The organism is Parashewanella sp. 2210YD4-3 (assembly GCF_056591735.1).
Map to the genome: position 1 here is coordinate 32,082 of NZ_JBWQOG010000014.1, position 24,675 is coordinate 56,756.

The 24,675-nt window shown below is 40.6% G+C and carries 26 protein-coding genes; 12 read left to right on the forward strand and 14 right to left on the reverse strand.

Going from position 1 to position 24,675, the window contains the following annotated elements; all coding sequences use genetic code 11:
- Positions 1-312 precede the first annotated feature (312 nt).
- Positions 313-1,917, reverse strand: coding sequence for a hypothetical protein (locus tag AC1EU0_RS17330; RefSeq protein ID WP_480303820.1), 1,605 nt, complete (start codon positions 1,915-1,917; stop codon positions 313-315).
- Between the two features lie 221 nt (positions 1,918-2,138).
- Between AC1EU0_RS17330 and AC1EU0_RS17335 the strand changes: the two genes are divergently transcribed.
- The gene (locus AC1EU0_RS17335) at positions 2,139-2,324 is read left to right on the forward strand and encodes a hypothetical protein (RefSeq protein WP_480303821.1); all 186 of its coding nucleotides are present in this window, start codon (positions 2,139-2,141) and stop codon (positions 2,322-2,324) included.
- Between the two features lie 86 nt (positions 2,325-2,410).
- Here AC1EU0_RS17335 and AC1EU0_RS17340 read toward each other — a convergent pair whose 3' ends face one another.
- Both AC1EU0_RS17340 and AC1EU0_RS17345 read right to left on the reverse strand, forming a co-directional pair.
- Positions 2,411-3,919: a leucyl aminopeptidase gene (locus tag AC1EU0_RS17340; RefSeq protein ID WP_480303822.1), complete on the reverse strand. Its 1,509-nt coding sequence runs from the start codon at positions 3,917-3,919 to the stop codon at positions 2,411-2,413.
- Positions 3,920-4,046: 127 nt separating this feature from the next.
- Positions 4,047-5,093: a hypothetical protein gene (locus tag AC1EU0_RS17345; RefSeq protein WP_480303823.1), complete on the reverse strand. Its 1,047-nt coding sequence runs from the start codon at positions 5,091-5,093 to the stop codon at positions 4,047-4,049.
- A 141-nt stretch (positions 5,094-5,234) separates the two neighbouring features.
- Between AC1EU0_RS17345 and AC1EU0_RS17350 the strand changes: the two genes are divergently transcribed.
- Entirely contained in the window at positions 5,235-5,912 is a 678-nt protein-coding gene (locus AC1EU0_RS17350) for an SDR family NAD(P)-dependent oxidoreductase (RefSeq protein ID WP_480303824.1), read from the forward strand.
- On the opposite strand, the gene AC1EU0_RS17355 is transcribed toward AC1EU0_RS17350, so the two are convergent.
- Positions 5,909-6,775, reverse strand: coding sequence for a LysR family transcriptional regulator (locus AC1EU0_RS17355; RefSeq protein WP_480303825.1), 867 nt, complete (start codon positions 6,773-6,775; stop codon positions 5,909-5,911). The two genes, AC1EU0_RS17350 and AC1EU0_RS17355, sit on opposite strands and share 4 nt — an antisense overlap.
- Positions 6,776-6,892: 117 nt before the next feature.
- Here AC1EU0_RS17355 and AC1EU0_RS17360 point away from each other — a divergent pair, with 117 nt between their 5' ends.
- Together AC1EU0_RS17360 and AC1EU0_RS17365 are read left to right on the forward strand one after the other, a co-directional pair.
- Positions 6,893-7,435, forward strand: coding sequence for a cytochrome b (locus tag AC1EU0_RS17360; protein ID WP_480303826.1), 543 nt, complete (start codon positions 6,893-6,895; stop codon positions 7,433-7,435).
- A 9-nt stretch (positions 7,436-7,444) separates the two neighbouring features.
- Positions 7,445-8,014, forward strand: coding sequence for a YceI family protein (locus tag AC1EU0_RS17365; protein WP_480303827.1), 570 nt, complete (start codon positions 7,445-7,447; stop codon positions 8,012-8,014).
- 107 nt (positions 8,015-8,121) lie between these two features.
- Here AC1EU0_RS17365 and AC1EU0_RS17370 read toward each other — a convergent pair whose 3' ends face one another.
- From AC1EU0_RS17370 to AC1EU0_RS17380, 3 genes are all read right to left on the reverse strand, one after another.
- A complete protein-coding gene (locus tag AC1EU0_RS17370) occupies positions 8,122-8,790 on the reverse strand; it encodes a hypothetical protein (RefSeq protein WP_480303828.1) in 669 nt (222 codons plus the stop codon).
- A 90-nt stretch (positions 8,791-8,880) separates the two neighbouring features.
- A complete protein-coding gene (locus AC1EU0_RS17375; protein ID WP_480303829.1) occupies positions 8,881-9,459 on the reverse strand; it encodes a hypothetical protein in 579 nt (192 codons plus the stop codon).
- An 80-nt stretch (positions 9,460-9,539) separates the two neighbouring features.
- The gene (locus tag AC1EU0_RS17380; RefSeq protein WP_480303830.1) at positions 9,540-10,124 is read right to left on the reverse strand and encodes a TetR/AcrR family transcriptional regulator; all 585 of its coding nucleotides are present in this window, start codon (positions 10,122-10,124) and stop codon (positions 9,540-9,542) included.
- A gap of 121 nt (positions 10,125-10,245) precedes the next feature.
- On the opposite strand from AC1EU0_RS17380, the gene AC1EU0_RS17385 reads away from it, so the two are divergent.
- From AC1EU0_RS17385 to AC1EU0_RS17400, 4 genes are all read left to right on the forward strand, one after another.
- Entirely contained in the window at positions 10,246-10,428 is a 183-nt protein-coding gene (locus AC1EU0_RS17385) for a hypothetical protein (protein WP_480303831.1), read from the forward strand.
- Positions 10,429-10,550: 122 nt separating this feature from the next.
- On the forward strand, positions 10,551-11,561 hold the full coding sequence (locus tag AC1EU0_RS17390) for an extracellular solute-binding protein (RefSeq protein WP_480303832.1): 1,011 nt from the start codon (positions 10,551-10,553) through the stop codon (positions 11,559-11,561).
- A gap of 36 nt (positions 11,562-11,597) precedes the next feature.
- Positions 11,598-13,295 (forward strand): ABC transporter permease, encoded by a 1,698-nt coding sequence (locus AC1EU0_RS17395; protein WP_480303833.1) that lies wholly within the window; start codon positions 11,598-11,600, stop codon positions 13,293-13,295.
- Entirely contained in the window at positions 13,295-14,320 is a 1,026-nt protein-coding gene (locus AC1EU0_RS17400; protein WP_480303834.1) for an ABC transporter ATP-binding protein, read from the forward strand. Before AC1EU0_RS17395 ends, AC1EU0_RS17400 begins: the two co-directional genes overlap by 1 nt.
- A 49-nt stretch (positions 14,321-14,369) precedes the next feature.
- On the opposite strand, the gene hemN is transcribed toward AC1EU0_RS17400, so the two are convergent.
- Entirely contained in the window at positions 14,370-15,746 is a 1,377-nt protein-coding gene (gene hemN, locus AC1EU0_RS17405; protein WP_480303835.1) for an oxygen-independent coproporphyrinogen III oxidase, read from the reverse strand.
- A 107-nt stretch (positions 15,747-15,853) separates the two neighbouring features.
- Positions 15,854-16,783, reverse strand: coding sequence for a phosphotransferase (locus AC1EU0_RS17410; RefSeq protein ID WP_480303836.1), 930 nt, complete (start codon positions 16,781-16,783; stop codon positions 15,854-15,856).
- Positions 16,784-16,883: 100 nt separating this feature from the next.
- On the opposite strand from AC1EU0_RS17410, the gene AC1EU0_RS17415 reads away from it, so the two are divergent.
- The gene (locus AC1EU0_RS17415; RefSeq protein ID WP_480303837.1) at positions 16,884-18,164 is read left to right on the forward strand and encodes a metal-dependent hydrolase family protein; all 1,281 of its coding nucleotides are present in this window, start codon (positions 16,884-16,886) and stop codon (positions 18,162-18,164) included.
- 86 nt (positions 18,165-18,250) lie between these two features.
- Here the strand turns inward: AC1EU0_RS17415 and AC1EU0_RS17420 are convergent, their stop codons facing one another.
- From AC1EU0_RS17420 to AC1EU0_RS17435, 4 genes are all read right to left on the reverse strand, one after another.
- Entirely contained in the window at positions 18,251-19,102 is an 852-nt protein-coding gene (locus AC1EU0_RS17420; protein ID WP_480303838.1) for an HpaA family protein, read from the reverse strand.
- A 147-nt stretch (positions 19,103-19,249) separates the two neighbouring features.
- A complete protein-coding gene (locus AC1EU0_RS17425) occupies positions 19,250-19,723 on the reverse strand; it encodes a DUF2489 domain-containing protein (RefSeq protein WP_480303839.1) in 474 nt (157 codons plus the stop codon).
- 5 nt (positions 19,724-19,728) lie between these two features.
- A complete protein-coding gene (gene yihI / locus AC1EU0_RS17430; protein ID WP_480303841.1) occupies positions 19,729-20,262 on the reverse strand; it encodes a Der GTPase-activating protein YihI in 534 nt (177 codons plus the stop codon).
- 746 nt (positions 20,263-21,008) lie between these two features.
- A complete protein-coding gene (locus tag AC1EU0_RS17435) occupies positions 21,009-21,635 on the reverse strand; it encodes a c-type cytochrome (RefSeq protein WP_480303842.1) in 627 nt (208 codons plus the stop codon).
- A 160-nt stretch (positions 21,636-21,795) separates the two neighbouring features.
- Here AC1EU0_RS17435 and yihA point away from each other — a divergent pair, with 160 nt between their 5' ends.
- The 3 genes from yihA to AC1EU0_RS17450 all read left to right on the forward strand — a co-directional run bounded on the left by yihA (position 21,796) and on the right by AC1EU0_RS17450 (position 23,538).
- Positions 21,796-22,452, forward strand: coding sequence for a ribosome biogenesis GTP-binding protein YihA/YsxC (gene yihA, locus AC1EU0_RS17440; protein ID WP_480303843.1), 657 nt, complete (start codon positions 21,796-21,798; stop codon positions 22,450-22,452).
- 209 nt (positions 22,453-22,661) lie between these two features.
- A complete protein-coding gene (locus AC1EU0_RS17445) occupies positions 22,662-23,240 on the forward strand; it encodes a hypothetical protein (protein WP_480303844.1) in 579 nt (192 codons plus the stop codon).
- Between the two features lies 1 nt (position 23,241).
- The gene (locus AC1EU0_RS17450; RefSeq protein ID WP_480303846.1) at positions 23,242-23,538 is read left to right on the forward strand and encodes a GIY-YIG nuclease family protein; all 297 of its coding nucleotides are present in this window, start codon (positions 23,242-23,244) and stop codon (positions 23,536-23,538) included.
- A 114-nt stretch (positions 23,539-23,652) separates the two neighbouring features.
- Here AC1EU0_RS17450 and AC1EU0_RS17455 read toward each other — a convergent pair whose 3' ends face one another.
- Positions 23,653-24,567, reverse strand: a complete 915-nt coding sequence (locus AC1EU0_RS17455; protein ID WP_480303848.1) for a DUF4097 family beta strand repeat-containing protein — start codon at positions 24,565-24,567, stop codon at positions 23,653-23,655.
- Between the last annotated feature and the right edge of the window lie 108 nt (positions 24,568-24,675).

Sequence of the window (24,675 nt, forward strand, 5' to 3'; positions counted from 1 at the left end):
AAGGTCGCAGTATGCGGCCTTTTTTAATGCCTGTAATTTAAGATAAACAGTACGACCAGTTTCACGAGAAAGGTGAGCGCGTTAAGGTTTTCAGCCCAATGGCTGAAAAATAGCAGGCGAACGCCGCTTGGATCTGGCAAGTGGCCGGGACGAGCGCGTGAAGCTTTTTAGCCCAATGGCTGAAAAGTAGCAGGCGAACGCCGCTTGGATCTGGCAAGTGGCCGGGACGAGCGCGTTAAGGTTTTCAGCCCAATGGCTGAAAAGTAGCAGGCGAACGCCGCTTGATTCTGGTCAGTGGCCGGACAGAGCGTGTTAATTCTTACCATCTAATGGCAGTGATTTTGGGTAATTAACTTCACACGCAAAGATCGTGCTTTCAGTATAGATAGGCCATGTTCGCTTTTTTACACCGTTTAAATACGCTGGTATCAAGACTTCCTTTTCTGCGGCATAATGCCACGCGATTATCTCTAAGATAGTTTTCTCATCGATATTCTGCTCGAATAACTTGTCTATAAACACCGTAATATTGTTCATTGTTTGGTGTAAGAGAGCGTATTGCCATGGTGTGAAGCCATACTGATCTTTGATTTGTAGTTGTTCGCCTTGAAGAACCAAAACTGTGATAGCACTTCGCTGAACATACTCACTCAATGCTGCATAATGCAGTGGTGTTTTGCCAGTACTGTCTGTCTGGTTAGGTTTTCTGTTTGCCAAAGTTGATAATTCATTTACCAAAGTGCTGGAGCCTTGGGCTTTATGATGTGTACATATTTGCTTATGTTTGCGGGTGGCACGTGAATCTGGTTTTTTCGTTAGCATGACACACATTTGATTATAACGATCACGCTTATAGCCTGATACCTTAGTTCGTGCATCAATGAGTGCTTTACGAAAATGTTTATCAATGTAACTGTCAGCTATCTCAAATTTAGGAAAATCTCTAGTTGAAGCTGTTATGGCTGATTTAGGTCGGGAAGGAGTTGAAAGTCTTGTTTTGCCATCTGCACCTACAGTCAGTTCTAGTGTATTCGTTGATGACAACTCAACTGAAGACTGACTTGTAAGAAGTAGATCTGAATAAGCTGCATCTGGCGAGCAAGCACTTAGCATTGAAGTAATCGGTGAAATAGGCGAGCTAGGCAGTGGCGTTAACAGATCTTCACTTTCAGAGTCGTTGCTATCGTATTCGCTAGTTACAACAGGCAGAGGTAAAGTATCAGGAGCTTTTTGTTTTGCGGTCTTTTCGTTTCTTTTTAAAGCACTGTTTGTCCTTCGGCATTCGGTATCTTGCAATTTCTTGAGCGCTGAACTTCCTCTTTGCATAGGGTAATTATGAGCCGCATCTGTATGCTCTGCGGAATGTGGGCGATCATGAAATGTATTCGTTCTTGTGTTCTCAGATGTAGTGGTTCTGGCTTGTGCTGAGTGTGGACGTACTTTCCTTAATTCGAGCCTTGATTCTTCGGTGACACCAAAATACTTAAATAGTGATGCTCGAGACTTGTGATTTGCTCCTGAATCAATGTCGGCTTGTAGTTGTTGTTCTTTTCTTTTTTGTGCAGCTTCAAGCTCTTGCTTTTGCTGAAGTCTTTCTGCTTCCATTTCTTCTTTTGTCTTAGTTGGAATTTTTTGCAAAGGCTTGTGAAATTGCGGGCTACTGTCACTATCAGATTGCTTGTTTTCGGCCGCCAAGATTATACATCTTGGGCTAGCCCAAAAGTCTGGAGTACCTATCATATCTTGTTGATGGAAGGTTACGTGTGAAAGTCGATTGGGATCACATTGTGAAGTTGGGCTGAATGTATGGTTATCGAAGTCATCTGAATCACCTGAACCTTTAGAGTCAGTTGATCCAAACGTACCGTATTTATCGGTAAGGTATTGTTCTAAAGTAGAGTCAACAGCACCTGCCATAAAAACAACTCCTCACTAATGTTTGATGCTCATGAATATGAAATATGGAATAATTAGCAAACATAATTACTTGAAAAATCAAAATTACTTTACTGAGAAACGCCATTAAAATCACATTAAATTATCTTCATCCAATTTGGGGAAAAGGGTATAGTGTTGACCATTAATCTTGAGTTTTGGAAGGTCATAAATAAAGGCCGAATAATCGAGTCGGAGGTATTATGTTCTGGAAAATAATAGGTGTGTTATTGTTAGGCTGGGCTGGTTGGGATCTTTACCACGGTTATACCTACCTTTATAGCATCGTATACCGTGATCAAGAGCCAACACTATATTGGACTGGTGTAGCTGTTTGGACTGCGTTAGGAATAAGCTGTTTTTTTTCATGGGATTCCAAATCAGAGTAATCCCATTGAGAATACCTAAGGGCTGTAACAAAAAAGAGCGCTGCAGCGCTCTTAAGTTGTATAAATAATGAATATAGGATGCAATATTACTTGTTATCCAAAATCCATTCAGTGAGTAATCTTACTCCAAAGCCAGTGCCACCTTTGGGTACTTCATTTTTTGACGAGCTGGCGAGTGCATTGCCTGCGATATCAATATGAGCCCATTTGGTATCACCAGCAAAATGCTGTAAAAAGCTTGCTGCAGTGGTGGCACCCGGACCACTTGAGCCAGTATTACGCAAGTCGGCGATACTACTCTTAAGTGCACTCTTGTAACCTAATGGTAAACGCCATAGGTTTTCGTTTACTTCTTTACCTGCCATGGTGAGTTGTTTTACTAAGTTGTCGTCCTCAGAAAATACAGCTGCATATTCATTACCAACAGCACGAACTTTAGAGCCTGTTAATGTTGCGACATCAATTAAAATTTTTGGATTGTACTTCTCACGGGCATACCACATAGCATCGGTTAGCACTAAGCGACCTTCGGCATCGGTGTTAGTGATTTCAACGGTTAAGCCTTCTGCTGTGGTCAGTACGTCACCCGGAGCTACAGATTTTTCAGAAACCATGTTAGCTGCCATGCCCATCACGGCAACCACATTCACTTTTTCTTTACCCATGGCGAGTGCTTTGACCGTACCTAATGCGGCGGCTGCACCTGCCATGTCTGACTTCATGTGAACGATAGAGCTGTGGGTTTTGATGTTATAACCGCCAGAATCAAAGGTAATGCCTTTGCCAGCAATAGCAATCGGAGCTTCATCACTGTTTTTATAGTGAGCAACCACCAAACGAGCGCCTTCTACGCTACCTCTACCAACGGCTTCTAAGGCACCCATGCCTAACTTTTTGAGTTGCTTAGGGTTAAGCACAGTCACTTTCACGCCATATTTTTTCAGCTCTTTTGCGGCTTTTGCAAAATCTACTGGCGTCATTTCTGTAGGCGTTTCGCTGGTTAAATCACGCGCTAAAAATACGCCACTTTCTATGTAGGTTAATGGCTTGTATGCCTTGCGGGTGGCTTTTGCGTTATCCACATCGAAATAGAAGGATTTTTCTTGGCGCTTTTCTTTAAAGTAGTTTTCAAAGCGGTAAGCACGAAGATTAATACCATGAGCAATGAGTGCCGCCGTTTCGGCGTTATTGGTTAAGTCATCAGCGGCAACGGTAACGGTTTTGATTTGTGATTTTTCAAGTTTGGCCGATAAATTCCCGCCCAGCTTTGTGGCCGTGCTTTTTGATAGCGCTTTATCACCTGTACCAATAACTATGACACGTTGATAATCGATATTGTTGGGAGCCAACACCTCTACGGTATTGCTGTATCCACCTTTAAAGCCAGCCGCTTTGATCGCTTTTGTCAATTGACCGTTGCTTTGCTTATCAAAGCTGTTGAAGCTTGTATTGGTGCCTTTTTCACCATAAAACAGTACCAAAGTATCAGTATCTTGTTTAACGTGAGAATCAAACGTAATAGATTCAGCGAAAGTGAGTGTTGATGCTGTGACCAGCGACAAACCAAGGGCAAGTTTTGAAAGCTTAGCAATCATAAGTCATACCTTTATAATCATAATTATTGGACGAAAAGATGATTATTATAAAGGAGATCGTTTTAACGAAAAAGAATGAAAAGCATTCTTAACAAGAAGCACCTTTTGCTGTGCTTGAAGTTCATCATTAGAGAGAAGATGTAGCTTTATTCATTAAACGGTTTCTTAGGTGATTGGCTTGAAGACTCATTAGAGGTGATCTGTTTTTTGCCGTTGCTCGTTGCATCACTTCTAGATGATGAAGGCTTTGCTTTACTAGTTTATGTTCAGCTGCAGCTCGTTGCTGTTCGTTGCCCGTGTTTCCCGCGGTTTCGAATTGACGGTAAGCTTGGTTTATTTGGTGTAAGCTATTTTCGACTTCATGGATATGCTCTTCGGCAACTTCGTCATTAATGAAAATTAAAGCGTTTGCAAATATAGTCCCATTATAGCTTTCAAGTGCTGATCCTTGCCATTGACTTATAGCATCATAAAGCACTAAAGCTGAGGTATTGGTATCTTGTAAAAATTCCTTTAATTGAGAAACATGTTCACTATGCTGAACAAAAACAATACTGAGAGCAAGGGCTTCGTCGCCACCAAGTTGACTAAATCCTTTATCTGGGTCAATGGGTTTTTCGCCATTATCCACCAGTTGTTTGTTTACAGCTTTAGGGTTGCTTAGGAAGTAATCCTTTAATATCTGTTGGTAGTTTTCGAAAAATGGGGTTCCATCATTAGAAGTTATCCTTCTAAGTTCGTGCTGTAATTCGGATTCAAAGATAATGCGATCATCAATGGTTAATTTCAACGTTAATTCTGGTGTTACTTCTGCGTGAAATTTGTCAGCATAATTGGGATCCGCCATTTGCTTTAAGCGCATAAAACGCTCATAAGCAGTCAATTCAATTTTCGGCTTATCAGGATTGCCCACTAATGAGTAATGGCTATTGCCTGTAGTGGCAGGAGTTGGCTTATCATGTGTGAGTAACTGGTATAACACATCTAATGCTTTGGCTTTTTGGTCACGGCGAATAAATGAAAGAAACTTATCTAACCAGCCCATAAATACGGCTTGCTTATGGTTGCCTATGAGTAACCTTTCAACCCTTGATTGATTTAGGCCTTTTTTCCCAAAATAAGGATATGACCTAAGTTGAGGGGGTAATTGTTCTGGTGTTATGGCTACAGGCATAAGAAATAATTCATATCGAATTTTGACTAACTATATCGCAGTGAAAATATTTTTGGCTTTTGTGAAGCAAGCTTAATGTTACGTTGAAGTTAGGACGCCGTTTTCTTTTATAATGACATTGCTTTTAAGGAAACAATAATCATGACATATATTATTACAGGTGCCGCTGGTGGCTTAGGTCAAGCGTTAGCAAAGTGTTTATCAAAGCAAGGTAAACGTTTGTTGCTGGTTGGACGAAATGAAGAAAAATTAAAGACTTTACTGGCCGAACTGAACGAAGCCCACCATAAGTTGTTTGTGGCCGATCTGACGAAAGCTTCTGATGTTCAAGCCTTGAAAGAATATGCCGTCGAAAACTGGGGTGTTCCTGATGGTTTGATTAACTGCGCAGGGCATGGCGTCTTCGGTAGCTTACCTAACATAGATGAATCTGATATTGCTTCCTCTTTAGAAACAAACTTGCTTTCAGTGATTTACCCATGTCGAGCGTTTGTTGAAATGATGCAAATAAAGGGAGGTGTCATTGCCAATGTCATGTCTACAGCTGCACAAAAAGGCAAAGCTAATGAAACGGTGTATTGTGCTGCAAAGTGGGGCGTCAGAGGTTTTACTGAAGCGCTACGTGAAGAAATGAAATCCACCAAAGTGCGAGTAATTGGCGTTTATCCAGCGGGAATGAACACGGGTTTTTGGCAGCAAACCGGCGTCGACTATCCCGTAGAGTCATTTATGACGGCTGATCAAGCTGCCGAGCTTATTATTCCGGCTTTAGAGCATTGTGAACAAGGGTATGTCTCAGACATTATGCTAAGTCGTTAAATCAAGTTCTTCAATAAGTGCTCATACAAGGCTTTGACTTTGTTGCTGTTGCGTAAGTCACGATGGTAAACAAACCACAGATGGTCAATTTGATCTGGAACTTGGAATGGGGTTTCAATCAAATTTGGCAGTTCATCGGCGACTGTTTTTCCTATTACGCCTATTCCCATACCTTCTGAAATAGCGTGAGCCATATCCGAAAAATGATTGGATTGATAAACTTCTTTTTCTAGTGGGATATGAGACAAAATGGTTTTAAAAATAGGAATATTGCGTTTAAAGCCTGTGGGAGTCACCCAATCAAACTGATGCAAATCAGCAATGGTGTTCGGCATGCCGGAATTAGCGATGTCTTTATGAGCATAGATTTTTAATTCCATAGCATGTAGCGGTTTAACAATGACATCACTGCTTTGGGGTTTGTTTCCGGGGCGAATAGCGACATGTACCGTGCCGTTTTCAAGTGGAATAATTTCATCAGTTGCATGCATGGTTACCCTTAACTGAGGGTGTGCTTGCCTTAGTGATTTGATAGTAGAATGTAAGCGGATAGCATAAGTATTAACGGTAGTGATTACGATGTTACCACTGAGTTCATTCGAGGCATTATGGATTTGATTTTCCAATCGTTTAAATTGGTGCTGAATATTAGGAAATTCTTTTAAAAATACCTGTCCTGCTTCAGTCAGTTGATAACCTCGCTGGTGACGAAAAAATAGCTTTGTTCCTAGGTTATCTTCTAAGCGATCGATATGGCGCAGCACAGTACTATGAGCCAGCCTTAAATGTTTTGCCGCTTGGCTCAAGCTACCAGATTTCGCTACCGCAAATGCACTTTTATAGTCATCCCATAGCACATCCATATAAGCTCCCAAATCACTCTGTCTATTTATGCACAATAGTTTTTCATATTTGTCGATTTTCGACCAGATAAATCTTCTGTAACCTAGTGTTCACTTTTTGATGTTTGAATAAGAAATATGCAGCTAAAAAACTCACAACAACGATATGGGCTTGTCGCCAGCTTATTACACTGGGTCATGGCATTAGCCGTATTTGGTTTGTTTGGTCTTGGGTTGTATATGGTTGAGTTGACGTATTACGACCCATGGTATCGAGGTTCATTAGAGCTTCATAAAGCACTAGGGGTTGTATTGATGTTGACACTTGGTTTTAGAGTTATTTGGCGTTGGTTTAATCCTCGTCCACAAGATTTAGCGACCAATAGCGCACTGGTAAATAAGGCCGCTCACATTGCTCATATGCTGTTGTATGTCGGATTACTTGCGCTGATGATTTCTGGCTATCTGATCTCAACTGCCGATGGGCGCAGCATTGATGTGTTTGGGGTCTTTGAAGTTGCAGCGTTACCAGTGATGCATGATCAGCAAGAAGATATTGCGGGTGTGATCCACTGGGGATTGGCTTGGGGATTAATCATCTTAGCCGCTCTTCATATGTTGGCCGCATTCAAACATCATTTTATTAAAAAAGACGACACACTAAGGCGCATGTTGCCATAAGGAACTAAGATGAAAAAGACAGTATTAATGGCAGCCTTGTTTGCTGCAATGGCGGGAAGCGTAAATGCGGCCGATTACAAAGTGGACATTGAAGGCGCACACGCTTTTGTTAACTTCAAAATTAAACACTTAGGTTACAGCTGGTTATACGGCCGTTTTAATGACTTTGATGGCAAGTTTAATTGGGATAAGGCCAATCCAAATGACTCGAAGATCAATATTGAAATCGATACCGCAAGTATTGACTCAAACCATGCTGAGCGTGATAAGCATCTGCGTAATTCACACTTTCTTGATGTTAAAAAGTACCCAAAATCGACGTTTAAAAGCACTAACATCGAATTTAAAGATGCGACTCACGGTACCGTAACGGGTGAATTTACGCTTCATGGCGTGACTAAAACTATTAGCTTCCCAATTGAAAAGCTAGGTGAAGGTAAAGATCCTTGGGGTGGGTACCGCGCAGGTTTTGTGGGCACGACTGAATTGAAATTAAAAGATTACGGCATTAACTACGACTTAGGTCCGGCCAGTACTCATGTTGAGCTAGAACTCGCTATTGAAGGCATTCGTCTATAACAATCGTTATTTTGTAGCCAATATATGAGTTAAGTACCAAGCTACTGAACATCAACCCTTAAGCCGAGCTAAGTACAAACTTAGCTCGGTTTTTTTTCATTTTAGCTCTAGAAGTTGTACCTTACGCCAAGATTCCAAGCGCCAAACTTTTTACGGTCTTTTCCGCTCGGGCTGTAGCTGTAGCCTACATCAATACCAATATTTTTAGTAATTGGCATATTACCGCCAATGGTGAAGTAGGTAGCACTGTTATATCTTGATAAGATCAAATCTAAATCTCCCCACTCATCAAGACCCATTTTGAACCCAGCTTCAAAATACGCTTTAGTAGCATCATCGTCACGCTTTTGGAAAATAGCTTTATTGTTTATCTGGAATCGATAGTCATAGCTGGTCTTTTCATGGACAACACCAATACCACCACGAATATCAAGATTGTCTGCGATTGGGTGATATAAACCTACAATACCAGCAAAAGTAGTTTCAGAGCCATTAACTGTATGCTTTGTATTACCTACGGTGTCACTATCGTCCACAGATAATCGGCTAAACTCCCCTTTTAAATACACACCATTAACTGGCGAATATTGGACGGCTGTATTAAATGACTTTCCTGAAAAGGTAGGTAGTTGATTAGCGATATTATATTGATTTTTGGTAATGGAAGTCCCAAGTTCAGCATAATTATAGTTAAGATCGCTCGCCATAGTGTAAGCCGATATGCTTAGTAGTGGTAATGCTACAAGTAAAGCAAGCTTACTTTTATGAATCGACATAATAGTCTCCTCGTTGATGATAATGCAAAAAAGAAAGTGTCAAATAAAGTCAGCCTGTTTAGGCATTCTATGAAAGTGAATTAGCTCAAGTTATTTGTATTGAACAAATAACTGAGTTGCCTCAGGTTCTGCTCTACTGTTGAGGTAATTGACTTCAACAACAGATTCAATAGGTCGAGCGTAGTCGATTTTACTCCAGCCTTGGATTAGCTGTGCGTCAGAGTACTTTCCTTTTGGCAAAAGCTGCTGAAGCATCGAGGGGGAAGGAAGAGGTGTATTGCCAATGGCATTTTTTACTTCTTTGAAATCAAATCCGATGGTGACGGTGGCTTCTGAAAAATCCGAACTGATGTTTTTATATAGCACAAATACTTTGCTTGGGTTGCTAGAAAGCTGTGAAATTACGGCTTTGGATGTTCTAAAATCACTCCAAAATGAAGGCAATTCAAGCAACTTAGTACGTTTAGTCAGGCCTGTAATTGCTTGAGTGGTATAGGCCAGTTTTTCGTTGGTGATTGCTGGCTTTATGATTTCATTGTCCTGAGCAGTCTCAGTTTTAGATATGGGGTTATTGGCGATGGCGTTAGCAGGTTTTGTCTGAAACAACATAAGTACGCCCAGACAAAGTAATATCGCTGCAGTAGTGAATGCTATATTGAAAATGCGCATGATAAACCCCTCTAAGAATAATTCATGCGCAGTTTAATGAGTTAATCATTAATTGTCAAAAAGAAAATAAACATGAGTGTTTATTCAGTTTCAAGTGTTGATATTAGCAGTAAACTACTTTTTTTGAGCATAAAAATTTCATCGGTAAGTTCAAGTGGTAATAAACTCTCGCTCATGATGAAATTCGCATTGAGGCTGGATGCAATTAAGTCAATTTTATTTTTCTCAATGTTGGGAAATTGTCCTTTTAAAATATCTGATATGTATTTAATACCTTGTTTCATCGTAAATTTATGATCTTCTCGAATAGGAGCTAAACGCTTGGCTTCAGAAAAAAGTGCATCGGAAACTTTTATGCGCTGGATATAATCTTTTGAGCGAGAAGAAAACATAGTATCAATCAAAGCCTGTGCTCGTTGCCTTTTAGGCAACCAATACAATAATTGTTCCCACTGCTCACTGTATTTATCACGCCAGCGTGAACTTAATGCACAGATGATTTCATCTCGATTGCCAATATAGTGGCGCAAAATAGTACGTTTCATATTGGCGGTTTCAGCTATGTATTCGAGCGAGCTTTCTTGAATGCCTTTTTCGATAATACATTGTTCTAGTGCGTCTAAGATTTCTTCTCGTCTTGTTTTTGCTAAGCTGGGTCTTGCCATTAAAACGCCTCATGGTCTATGTTGAACAATCTTCATTCTACTTTTTAATTGTCTGCTTGACAATTAAATGAGTTAGTGGATAATTTTAGATTATTGTCATATTGAAAATAAATGGGTAAAAATGATGCCTTGGTCATACTGGTTAGGTTTTGCGTTAGTATTGTGGTTGTTGTTTGATTTGGTGCGAGGAGAAGCTTATATCTGGCAGTCGTATCGTCGTGATTCAGAGCCAGGAATGTATTGGTTTACCATGTTGGTTTGGGCACTAGTGGCTGCAAGTTGTTTTATCTACCCTTCTTTTTGATGAGGTGTAGCGCTCCGACAATGACTTGTTTAATGTAAAAATGTTGAAAAAATGATCTCAAACCTTTTTCATCGCCGAATCAAGTGGTAAAATGCGAATCATTATCATTTGTGAGGTGAACTATGAAACGGTTATTAGCAACATCTATTTTGGCTTTTTCTGCATTAAGCGCGCAAGCGTCAGAGCCGCAAGTAAACATTTATTCGTTCAGACAACCGTTTCTGATCAATCCTATTCTTGAGCAATTCACCGAAGAAACTGGCATTAAAACCAAAGTAGTGTTTGCTAAGAAAGGACTGATCCAGCGCTTAAAGCGTGAAGGTGAATTGTCACCTGCAGACTTGGTATTAACTTCAAACTTTTCTAAGTTACTTGAATTAAAAGATTCAGGATTAACTCAGTCTTATCAATTAACGTCTGATCTTTCTAACAACATTGCTCCACAGTTTCGTGATTCTGAACATCACTGGCTAGCGTTAACCAAGCGCGTTCGTAATGTGTATTCGTCCAAAGATCGTGCTGGCAAGCTAGAAACCTTGAAATATGAAGATTTAGCCAAAGCGGAATACAAAGGTCGCATTTGTACTCGCAGTGGTAAACACCCATATAACCTAGGCTTGATTGCTTCTATGATTGCCCATGACGGTGAAGCGCAAACAGAACAATGGTTGCGTGGCGTAAAAGCGAACCTTGCTCGTAAACCTCAAGGTAATGATCGTGCTCAGGTGAAAGCGATTAAAGAAGGGCTGTGTGATGTGTCACTGGGTAACAGCTATTACTATGGCAAGATGATCAAAGACAGTAAGCAAAAATCGTGGGCTGATGCGGTATATCTTAACTTTCCAAATCAACAAAGTCGTGGTTCGCACATCAATGTGTCAGGTGCAGTGATGGCAAAACATGCGCCACACAAAGCGGCTGCACAAAAGCTGTTGGACTTTTTAGCTAGCAACAACGCACAAGCCTTGTATGCGAAGCTGAATATGGAATACCCAGTGAATCCTGAAGTGAAACCGTCTAAGTTAGTTCAAAGCTGGGGGGAGTTTAAAGCAGATAATATTGCTTTAGAAAAGATTGCTGAAAATCGCCAGAAGGCATTAAAACTCGTCGATAAAGTGGGGTTTGATTTATAATTTCCTGCATTCTGATTTTGCCCAGTAGCAGATACCTTGAATAATAAACGCTACCGCTTTAACTTTTTATCACGCTCGCCACATGTTAACCATGGGCGAGCGTTTGCTTTTCTCAAAGGCGTGACCTCTGTCGGTACGGCATTATTATTATTGCCTGCGCTGGCGTTAATTTATCTCGTTATTAGCTCACAATTCTCTGGTATCGTTGATGATAGTTTCAATGAAATCAAAGAAACGGTACTGAATCACTATATCATCAACAGCCTATCCGTTATGTTCGGTAGCGTGGCAATTGCCCTATTGTTGGCGATACCGACATCTTGGTGGTGCAGTCATTATCAATTTCGTGGTCGAAAACTGTTGCAGATGTTATTGATCCTACCCTTGGCGATGCCAGCCTATGTGTCTGGCTATATTTATACTGAGTTGTTGGATTTTGCAGGTCCCATTCAAAGTTGGTTACGGCAGACTTTCAATTGGCAACGACCGACGGATTATTGGTTTTTTGATGTACGCTCGACCACTGGTGCATGCATCATGCTCGCTTTGGCGCTGTATCCGTACCTTTTTTTACTACTCACAAACGCATTTACTAAACAAAGCCCACAAATGACCGCGGCGGCACAAATGTTAGGAGCGAGTAATAAGCGTATATTTTGGACGGTACAGCTGCCTTTAGTGCGCCCTGCGTTGGTGATTGGGTGCAGTTTGATTGCCATGGAAGCGCTGGCTGATTTTGGTACCGTACAGTTGTTTGCCGTCAACACTTTAACCACCGCTATTTATGATGCATGGTTGGTGTATGGCAGTTTACTTACTGCAGCTAAGTTGTCATTGATGATGCTGATGTTGGTATTAGGCTTGTTGTGGATTGAAAAAGTCAGCCGTAAACAGCAACAGTATTTTACAGAAAAATCAGCCAATGATGTGCTGGTTCTAGCCAAGCCCTCAGTAAAGCAATTAAGTATGATTTTGGGCTACTCGCTGACAGTGTTAGTGTTGGCACTACTGTTGCCAGTGGGATACCTGATCCAATTTGTCACTGACTATTGGCAAGAAAATACTCAAGGGCAATTGTGGCAGCATTTATCCAGCAGCTTGTGGCTGGCGTTGATCGCTGCGACGGTGGCAAGTTTGATTGCTCTGTTGTGGAACCAAGAGCAACGCATTGTTCAATCGAAAATGGCAAAAATTAAATTATCACTGTCATCGTTAGGCTATGCGATACCGGGAACGGTACTCGCCATTGGGTTATTGATCCCACTGAGCAGTACTGATTTGATGCTCAATAAGCTATTGGTTGAGCTTGATATGCAAAGAGTGGGTCTGATTCTATCGGGGAGCATGTTTGCCCTGATCATGGCTTATGTAGTTCGCTTTGCCGCTATTGCTAATGGCAGTGTGCAATCGGCGTATGAGCAGATCCCAAAGCATCAAGATGATGCGGCTCGAATGCTGGGTTCATCACGTTTTAAGGTGTTCAAAGACATTAACTTACCTCAATTGCGACCAGCGGTGTTTACCGCGTTTTTACTGGTGTTTATCGAATGCATTAAAGAGCTGCCAGCTTCGTTACTGCTACGCCCATTTGATTTTGAAACGCTATCTACCTACGTCTATCAATACGCCAGTGATGAGCAGCTAGAGCATGCCGCATTAGGCGCTTTACTGATCATCATGGTGAGTACGCTACCGCTGCTGTTTCTTCATCGTCAAAACAAAGGAGTGCACTAATGTCACATTCATCATCCGTCAGTCAGGCATTAGTGCTTAATCAGATACGTTTATCGTTATCGGGTAAACCCATAGTAAAAGCGTTGGATCTGTCACTGGCAATGGGTGAGAGTCTTTGTCTGCTTGGTCCAAGTGGCTGTGGTAAAACCACAGTACTTAAATGTATTGCAGGATTATTAACGCCAGATTCGGGTCAAATCCATGTCAATGGGACTTCGGTGTTTGGTGATGAGTTTGTGCCAGCGCAAAAGCGTAATATTGGCTTTATTTTTCAAGACTACGCGCTATTTCCACATATGACAGTGGCAGATAATATTGGTTATGGGCTGTCAAAACTGAGTAAGCACGAAAAGACACATCGAATTGATGAGTGCTTACAGCTGGTGGATTTAGTTGGGTTTGGTGATCGTTATCCACATCAATTGTCTGGCGGCCAGCAACAGCGTGTTGCCTTGGCTCGGGCATTAGCGCCTAAGCCAAATTTACTGTTGATGGATGAGCCGTTTTCTAATGTCGATGCGCAATTAAAGCGGCAGATGATGGCGGAACTAAAAGCCATTTTCAAAAAGGCCAATGTCAGCTGTATTTTTGTGACTCATGCTAAAGAAGAGGCGTTTGCGTTTGCTGATAAAGTGGCGGTGATGCTGGAGGGTAAAATTGCTCAATTTGATGAACCATTACAGTTGATCAATCAGCCCTCATCGGTTGCAGTCGCCCAGTTTATGGAGTGTGGAAATATTCTCACTACAGAGCAAGCTAAGGTATTGTTTCCTAAGATTACATTATCTCAATCCGGTTCGTGGTTATTTAAGCCTGAATACATTGATATTTCAGGATCAGTTCAAGGCCTTGATATTGAGCACATTGAACAAACCTTTACAGGCAGAGAGTACGTGGTCGATATCATGATTGATGATGAAATAAAGCAAGGAATTAAAGCTGTAAGTCAGTACTTGCTAACTATAAGCTCCTCAGAAAAATTGATGTTTGATTATCAAGAACAACCATATCAGATTGAAGATTAATGAGAGTTGGGTAAACGAATCAATCGCTTACCCTATGATACTTTATGCCTTAAATCACTCGTGAAAACTGTTGCTGACGTGCCTTTTCGCGGAAATATTTATCAAAACACATACAAATATTGCGGATCAAAAGGCGACCCGTTTCACCAATGGTGATCACTCGGTCATCAATATTGACTAACTTATCATTAATAAAAGTTTGAAGCAGTTTCAAATCTTCAGCAAAATAGGTTTCGAACTCAATACCCAGTTCTTGCTCCATCTTCGCCATATCCAGTTCGAAATGACAGATGAGTTGCTTGATCACTGCACGACGAATTTCATCATCTTTATCTAATGAGCAGCCTTTCCATAACGCATTGCTTTTGTCATCAATGGCCTGATAGTAGTCTTTGACTTCTTTTTGGTTTTGGGCGTAACAGTCGCCAATCTGGCTGATAGAAGAAACGCCTAAGCCTAATAAATCACACTCTTCTTGAGTCGTGTAACCTTGGAAATTACGGTGCAACTTACCAGCACGTTGTAATTTGGCTAGCTCGTCATCGGGTTTCGCAAAATGATCCATCCCGATAAATTGATAGCCCGCTCCCGTTAATCCTTCAATAGATTGATGCAATATCTCCAATTTTTCACGAGGTGAAGGCAGGGTTTCGTCTTTGATTTTACGCTGCGCCGCAAACCGAGCAGGGAGGTGAGCATAGTTAAACACTGATAAACGATCGGGAGATAACTCAATGGTACGGGCAATGGTTTTGGCAAAACTTTCAGCTGTCTGATGCGGCAGACCATAGATCAAATCCACATTGGTGGATTGGAATCCGAGTTCTTTAGCTCGACCAATCAAGTCAAATATGAACTGTTCATCTTGTTCGCGATTGACGGCCACTTGGACTTCTTTATTGAAATCTTGGATACCCACTGAAATACGATTAAAGCCCGCTTGTTTAAGGGTATCAAGCATCGACAGTTCAATTTCTCTTGGGTCGATTTCAATTGAGAATTCGCCATCATCAACAAAGTTAAAGGCTGATTTTAGTTGATCAGTCAGCCATAGAATCTGCTCTGGCTCTAAGTAAGTTGGAGTACCACCGCCCCAGTGCATTTGCGTCACTTGATAGTCTTTAAACAGTGGTGCACGGGCTAAAATTTCAGACTTTAGATACTCTAGGTATTGCTCAGCCTTATGCTTGTGGCGAGTAATGACTTTATTACAACCACAGTAGTAGCAAAGTTTGGCACAAAATGGGATATGAATGTAAAGCGACAACTGACGGCTTTTGCTGGTCTCAATCGCTTTTAAAAATTGGTCTTCTGTAAAACTCGCGTCAAACTCTAATGCCGTTGGATAAGAAGTGTAACGTGGACCACTGTAATTGTACTTTTCAATCATGGATTGATCCCAGCGGATCTTTGAGGAATAACTCACAATGCTTCTCCGGCGTTATTAGAATGAGCGAAAGTGTGTGAAGTATGCCTGATACCCTAACGCAAAACTTTGATCTAACGCATATTGTGCTTTTGACAGTATGTTCTTTATATTGTTAGCAACCGCTTGAAAGCATTTTGAAAGGCTACTTCAAGCTCGGCTCTTGCATCAGGTGGCAAGTGTAACATCATTGATGCATACGATACGGCTTGATGAGCATAGCAAACGCGCTGACAATGCTTCCAAGCCAATACCACTTGTTCAGGCTGATATTGCTGTTTCCAAGGGGCGAGGTAGTGTTCAATAATCTGTGCTTTATCAGTGGAGTCTGGCATGCGATATAAATAGGTTCCATCGATAAACGGATGACTGATACAAGCATCACTCCAGTCAAAGAACACAAATTGATCATTGTTCAGTGCTACATTCTCAATATGCAGATCACCATGAACGAGCGTTTCCTGAATATCCAATTGGATAAGCTGATGGATATCAGCAGAAACAGCCACAAGAGCCTTATCAAGCTTGATAAGCATGTCCTTTGACAGCATGGCTCGTAGGCAAGGTTCCTCAATGAGTTTTTCTAACTGTTCGACGAGCTTGATTATAGGGCGGTGTAAACAACCATTTTGCTGGAGCGTATTGATATGCGGGATGCATTTAAATTGTAAATGAGCCAATTGCTGAAAAGCGTTTGCCCATATTGTTGTTGAACTATCTTCGGGCAAGCCGCCACCAAAATCCCGAGTTAATTGATATTGATGATGCTGATCTATGGCTATAACCTCAGGTGTAGGCAGGCATAGAGCATGAAGCTGTTGGCTCAAAAGGGCTTCGTTAGAAAATAGTGGCAGTTTAGCTGTCGCTTTGAAAAAGACATTACCCTGACGAATGTGTTGTTTAAACACATGGCCCAGTCCCCAACTTGATACGGGCTGTAATGACCCTATGCCGCAAATATCTTGAATGGCTAATTGTTCTGATACCCAATGATTGATCTCTTCAAGCCAATTATCATTATCCCAAACTTGCTCCATGAATACTCCTTGTCATGAGAGTCAGCAAACCCGTATTGCATACTGATGCAGCAAGGGTATAGTAAATTGTTCTGCAAAAAATAAACAAAAAGGTAACATAATGAATACCAAAGCCCTACGGTTAATCTTGATGGGAACACTGGTTTCCAGTTTCACTGCACAAGCTGAACTATTGATATACGCTGGCCAGTTGATAGATGGCAAGTCTGATAAGCCACAAAAAAAAGTTACGCTGGTGGTGCATAATGATCGCATTAGCGATATTAAGCGTGGTTATGTCAAGGCGAAAGCAGGTGATGAAGTCATTGATTATCGACAGGGTACTGTTATGCCGGGCTTTATCGATATGCATACTCATTTATCCTACCAAATGAGTCCAAACTCCTATATGGAGCCATTTACCTTAAATCCTGCTGATATTGCTTTACGCGGATCAGCTTATGCCAAGAAAACCCTCAAAGCTGGATTTACTACAGTTCGTGAGCTAGGGGATACGGGTAATGCTTCAGTAGCGTTACGTAATGCTATCAGCAAAGGTTATGTTCAAGGTCCAACCATTTATACGGCAGGAAAATCGATTGCGACAACCGGTGGACATGCCGATGGAACCAATGGCCGTAAACTCGCAATGATGGGAGATCCGGGTCCTAAACAAGGGGTGATAAATGGTGCTGATGATGCGTACAAGGCGGTACGACAACGCTATAAAGAAGGGGCAGATTTGATCAAAATTACCGCCACTGGCGGCGTTTTGTCGATGGCAAAAAATGGCCAAAACCCACAGTTTACTGACAAAGAACTAAGAGCCATTGTTGCGGCCGCTAAAGATTACGGCTTTAAAGTCGCAGTGCATGGTCATGGCAAAGAAGGCATTAAACGGGCAATTTTGGCAGGAGTGAACACCATTGAGCACGGTACTTACCTTGATAAAGAAACCTTTGCTTTGATGAAAAAACATAATGTCGCTTTAGTGCCGACCTTAAGTGCAGGTGCCTTTGTGGTGGAAAAAGCCAAAATTGATGGTTACTTCCCAGAAGTAGTGCGACCTAAAGCCGCTACTATTGGACCGAAAATGAAAGATATGTTCTCTAGAGCTTATAAAGCAGGGGTTACTATTGCTTTTGGTACTGACGCAGGTGTTGGAGCTCATGGTGAAAATGGTAAAGAGTTCACTTTAATGGTCGAAGCTGGTATGCCTGAGATGAAAGCGATTCAAAGTGCGACATCAGTGGCAGCTAGCGTTCTAGGGGCTAATAATATTGGTCATTTAGCCAAAGGTAAGCGTGCCGATATCGTTGCGGTGAGAGGTAATCCATTGAATGACATTACATTACTAGAAAGGCCTAGTTTAGTGATTAAAGCGGGTAGAGAGGTCAAGTAACTGCCAAATAAACATACATAAAAAGAGCCGCGAAAGCGGCTCTTTTTATTAAACGCTGAAACAAAATGAAAAACAGTAGCTGAGCATTAGAAACGTTTTAGGTTCTTAATAGCAGTAACGTCTTTTTCAAAACTCATTACTTCTTGAGTTGAGATATACCCGTCAACTTTTTTCATTGATTTTGCAAAAAATTCGTTTAAAGCTTCTACAAGCACTTTATCTGTATTATCAATTAGAGGTTTTGATTTACCAGCTGTAAGAGAATTAACGGCCATTCCTAAAAGGCTATCACTTTGTGCTTTGTAATGCTTTCTTTGAACATAATCTCGAGGAGCTGTTAGTTTTGATAAATTAATTCTTTTACTAAAAAAAGTTTGTTTGGTTAATGGTTCAATCAATTTGATGTTTAAAGAGCCACCAATTTGAATTGTCCCGACATTTTCACAATAACCATTTTTGTGTGAACACTCAGAGTTCAAAACTTTTTGATCTACATAAATATTAAGATCAGGAACAAGAGCTAAATATGAAGATTTTTTATCACCATAAGTAATATCATCAAATGTCTCATATGGTCCAGATATTTTAAATCCTTTACTAATTACAATTTCATGGAAAGTATCACCCATAGCAGAAGCTAAACGGTTACCATATTGGCCCAAGTGTCGATTGAAGTTGACGTTTATTTTACGTGAGTTCATTTGAGCTAATGCCAATAAAGAAGATTGACTGTAATTATTTCTTGGACTGGATGTCGATTCAGCAGATTTGTATATTGGTGAGACTATAGAAATTGTTTTATCGAGTTTTTTACTTGTGCTTTGGGTTTTATAAGAAAAGTTAAGTTGACCGACTTCTTTTTTTGTTTGCGGAGTGCTTTGGCATGCAGTTAAAAGAGGCAAAGAGCAAATAGAGGCTACAAGAATAAGCTTTTTCATTACTTAAGTCCTTTAAAGTAAAGTGGGGTAGGTAATCATTCCTATATGATTATTATATTAATTCTCCTTTAAACAATGAGTTAAAGTCAATGAAAAATTTAATAATTAGAAAGAGCCGCAATAGCGGCTCTTGATATTCATAATTATCTAATGACTGAATTTGGCCAATTCAAAATGCTGCAGTGTTTCAGCTTCTTTTAAAATTGGCGCTTCCAAAGCCGATTCAGATTTCATTCGCGCTAAATCTAATTTCATCCGCTCTTGCTTAGGTAGGGCATTGCGTTGCTCTTTGATTGGGTGCTCTTTGATACATTCAAAGTGAGCATATAAATTCGGATAATGACTTGATACACGTTCAGTAAGTAAAGCCACTTCAAATAATCGTGCAATACGTACTACACCTTCTGAAAGCTCACAACGTTCCTCAAGCATAGCGGCAGCAATATAGCGTATGTCCTCGATGACCGAATCTTGCTTTTCCTTGAGCTTTTGTTGCTGATCTGCTTCAGCCTTAGCTTTGGCTTGATTTTGTTTACGTAGCTCAAGTAATAAATAAGTGGCGTAGGCGGCTAATGCCATCACAATTAATACCGCAGGAATAACAAGTAGACTGATTGTCATGGCTATTATCCTTGCTGATAATCCTGTAGAACATCAGCGCCGGATTCAAAGCGATCAAATAAGGCATCATCATCAGAAACTTTTGCAGGCGCTTGTTCTGCTTGCTCATCAAGTCCCAGTTTTTTCATCAGACGCTCAATTTCATCCAATTGAGTATCCAACCACTTCTGATCTTCTGCGCTTAAGGTACGGCCTTCTTCGAGTTGATCCAACAGCTGATTAAGACGTGGATCTTCCTCGATGCTTAACAGACGTTGTTCGTCACTCATTTTTGGCTTCTTAGCTGTTGGCACATCAGCTTTTACTTCTGCTTTTGGCTCAACAGTTAATGGAATGGCTTTTTTACTACCATGGCGAGGATCTTTACTCGCATCATAAGTTGGTGAAGCTTTTTTGAGTGTGACTTCATTATGACGTGCACCAGAGGCTTTGCCGGTTTTACGCTTCTTTTTCGATACGATGCGCTCAGCCTTTTTGGTGCGAGGAGCATTTTTAGGGGTGCTATCACCCACTTTACGTGTTTTTTTACTGCGAGGCATTGGATAAATATTCCAGAGATAAACCTAAACTAGCGCTGTGAGTCGCTCAATTTTAGGTGGAAAAAATAATGGCTAAGATTATAGCACGAACGTACTTTGAAAATAAAAAAGGCGGCAGAGTGAATCTGCCGCCTGTAGCACAAGTGTATAGACACCTTATTCTTTTTAACCAAGCTTCCTTACCTGCGTAGCGACGCTCCCGGTCGGTATCTTTACTAACAGCTGTCCCTGCACCATTTTTTATTATGAGTCATCCAGACATTTTATGGGTTAGTGTCGTAATTACGACTGAGTGACACTTAAATTTGTGTCTGAACATCATCTTTGATGCTGAATCAACTATCCATGTTTATTTTATTGTTGTTGGGTAAGGCAGTGCTATATAGCGAGTGGTCAAAATCGACCTTTTCCTTACAACGTAGCGAACCTGGGTTTCAAGTTGAAACCACAACTCTTATTATTATTGGAGAGCGGTTTAAATCGTATTTTTATTATTGGTAACTTTATTCTTGTTCTTAAATATTCTGTGCCAAGAACTGTTCGACGGAGTTATTTTTCTTAGTTCGACAGCTGGGTTTTTCTTGGTACAGGCGCATTAAACCCAAGTTACAAATTAATGTCAATAAAAAAATAACAATATTTACCTTTACGTTAACGTAAAGTGTTTAAGGTTAAAAAAGGACATAAATATGTCCTTTTTTGATAATTTAAGTTACTAATACTAAGTATTCAATGGCTTAAAAAGTTTAATTTAAGCTAGCGATGTACTTAGACAATGCATCAATATCAGCATCAGTAAGTTTAGCAGCGACATCTTGCATCATGCCGTTTAAGTCGTTGTGACGCGACTTGCTACGGAATTTCGTTAATTGTGCTTTGATATAGTCTGGCTGCTGGCTTGCTAAGTGTGGGAAACCAGCCATGCCCATGCCTTTACCTTGTGGGCCGTGACATGCCATGCACGCAGTAATACCGCGTTTTGCATCGCCTGCTTCATAAAGCATTTTACCTGCAGCAGGTACATCAGCAACGGCTACTGGTTTTGACTTCTGACTAGCAAAATAAGCAGAAAGATCAGCGATGTCTTGATCGTTTATTGTCGCAACAAAGCCAGCCATGATTGGATCGAAACGACCTTCTTTGCCAGCAGAAGCTGAGCCTTTCTTAAAATCATGTAATTGCTTCACAAGGTATTCTGCATGTTGCCCTGCTAGCTTTGGGTACATTGGGACTAAACTGTTACCGTCTACACCGTGGCAGGCAGCACATAACATTGCTTTGGTTTTTCCGGCTTCTGCATTGCCTTCTGCTGAAAATGCTGGAGCAGAGATTGCGGCAATAATAACAGACAGCACAAGAGCTAACTTTTTCATGGCGTTCCAACTTCTTGTTAAGATTATTGTCCTGAACTTACAAGCATAGCCCGTAAGCGTGGTAATATTGTTATCAACCTAATATTCTACACGAAAATGTAGAAAAGTAAGTAATTCGAGTTGAATTATAGTATTAAGATTGAATAAGTTGGAGTAAACCGTGGTTGCCCCTGAATTAGATTTCCGTAAAGCAAAGTTTGTTATCAGTGCTCCAGATATTGAACACCTAGATCAACACTTGGGTGAGAGCCAAGGCATTGAGATTGCGTTTGCTGGCCGTTCCAACGCTGGAAAATCCAGTGCTTTGAATGCGTTAACTGAGCAAAAAGGTTTAGCAAGAACCAGTAAAACTCCCGGACGAACCCAGTTAATTAATGTATTTGAAATTAACGAAGCCTGTCGTTTAGTGGATTTACCCGGTTATGGTTTTGCTCAAGTACCATTGGCCATGAAAAAAAAATGGCAGCAAGCTTTAGGTGAGTATTTACAAAAACGTGATGCCCTTGCTGGGGTTGTGGTGCTGATGGATTGTCGTCATCCACTTAAAGACCTCGACATGCAAATGATTGAATGGGCAGTACATAGTGAATTGCCTGTGCTGGCCTTGCTGACCAAATCGGATAAACTAGCTCAAAGTGCTCGTATGAAGACGGTTAATCAAGTTCGTAAGAAACTGGCTGATTTTGGTGATTCTGTCCAAGTTGAACCTTTTTCTTCATTAAAAGGCTTAGGTAAGCCAAAAGTACTGAGTATTTTAACGACTTGGTATCAAGAGAGTGTCGAGCTTGTTGAAGAAGATGTTGAAGATGCTGAATAGTCATTAGTCATTAGTCATTCAAGATAGGTCAGCCATTCGCTGACCTTTTAGTACCGAACTTAACTCATTTGACGTTTTTTTATCTAATGAGCGATAGATTAAGAATATTTGGGATTGTTTAAATTACTATCTTTTTAAGCAGGTTCAGCAATTAGCAAGGAGTAACAAGTAGTATCAATATAAGATAGCACTTTCTTACGAGATGAACGATGGCACAAGGCATAGTTTCAACATTACCCTCTATTACTTTAGATTCGCTCTGGAATCCATCCAAAGATAGTATGTTTTCTTTATCAGATGATGACTTCAAAAAATTATCATCTCATATGCCTGCTAAAGTAATCAAAGAAGCTAATAATGATGCTGAAGGGCTGAATGAAAGTGAAACAAATCCGCCCTACACAGAGGTTCATGTTACCTATAAATATGAACAGAGTGTTTTGTGGGGGTTGACTTCAGATATAAAAAAATTTAGCGCAAATTTATGTCTTACCAGAGATTCTGAAAAGCAAAAAGCATTAATTTATTTTATGCAGCATGAGACTATTGAGCAAATCCACAATGATTTTGCGAGTAAACTTCAAGATCAATACCAAATCAAAGAGACAAGCCCTGTGGAGCTTAGTCTTGCACAACAAGCAGCAATAGCACGGGCGAAAATGGGAACACCTAGCTACCATGAATATCTCTCAGAAGATGGAGAAAGATTAAGTACCCTTGATGAAAAGAAAGCTAGCAAATTAAAAGAAAAAAATAAATTGTTACGAAGAGCAAAAGGGATTGGATAAGGTGCTTACTAAAGAGAATAATACGTTAACCACTATTTCAACCGTTTGGTGGATCTACATCATCCAATGTGCCAATGATGGCCCACTGTATACAGGTATAACAACGGATGTTGAACGTCGTTTTTCAGAGCATCAACAGGGCGGTACTAAAGCTGCGAAATTTTTGCGTGGAAAAGGTCCATTGACCTTGCTCTATCAAGAGACTGTGACAGATAAAAGTACGGCGCTTAAACGAGAAATCGCCATAAAAAAGCTAACTCGAACCCAAAAGTTAGCCTTAATTAAAGGGCAATACTGAGCGAAACGGCTACTCAGTATTGCGTCGGGAAAGTATTATACCATCCGTCATTGAACTTTATATTTCCTTTGCTAATGCTCTCCAAAAAATCACAGTGAATTGATGTGAGTGGTATTATTCTTCGACTGATACTGGCCCATCAATGTGTTTAAAGCTGAGCCCACCAGAGCCGGAGTTAATGATATTAAGTCCTTTAGTATGCTTAACTGATATGCTACCTGAGCCATCATCGATTGTTACGATTCCATTAATATGTTCAGCGTAGATCTCACCAGAACCGTCGTTGATTTTGGTATTACCACCAATATGTGTAAGGTCGATAGTGCCTGAACCATCATTAATGGTTACTTTGCCTTGGGTGTTATTGATATCAATGCTGCCTGAGCCATCGTTAATCTGAATATCACCAGTCACTTTAGATAACTCAATATCACCTGAACCATCTTTAATGGTGGCCGCCTTGCTGTTATCAATGTTGATGCTGCCCGAACCGTCTTTGATATTAATTTTGTCTACCATTAATAATTCAATATCGCCAGAACCATCATTGATTTGGATCTGCTTTCCCTGATGAATGTTGATGTCGCCTGAGCCATCATTGATGGTGATATTTGCATTTACAGATTCAATTTTGATGTCACCAGAGCTATCGCGAATGTCCAACATCAGGTTGTGTGGAACGGTAATGGTTAAATCGATTCGCGGTGAACGATTATAAAATCGCTCTGTATCAAATTTGGCAACCAGCTTAGCTGCATCACCGTAAGGCTTTAAAGTTAAGATAGCTGGAACATCATTATAGGTATGAATGTCCGCTTGAACTTGGACACTTTGCTGTCCGCGGACACCTTTGATGGTTAAGAAACCGGAAGTGACTTCAGCTTCAAGATGAGTAAGATCGGCTGCTGAAAGTTCAAGGGTTTGCTGTTGGTGGACGGTTGGTTCAGCGAAAGCGCCTTTAATTTGGATGAAGCAGCCATTAAGTAATAGAGCTGATAGTACAACCAATAATGTCGAAAATGATTTCATTAATCTGTCCTTAGTTCATTCTTATTGCAACGAAATTAGCACGAAGCATGCCATTATGTAATTCATTGATTTTAAAGGGCTACAGATGATCTTGGTGTTGTAGTGAAG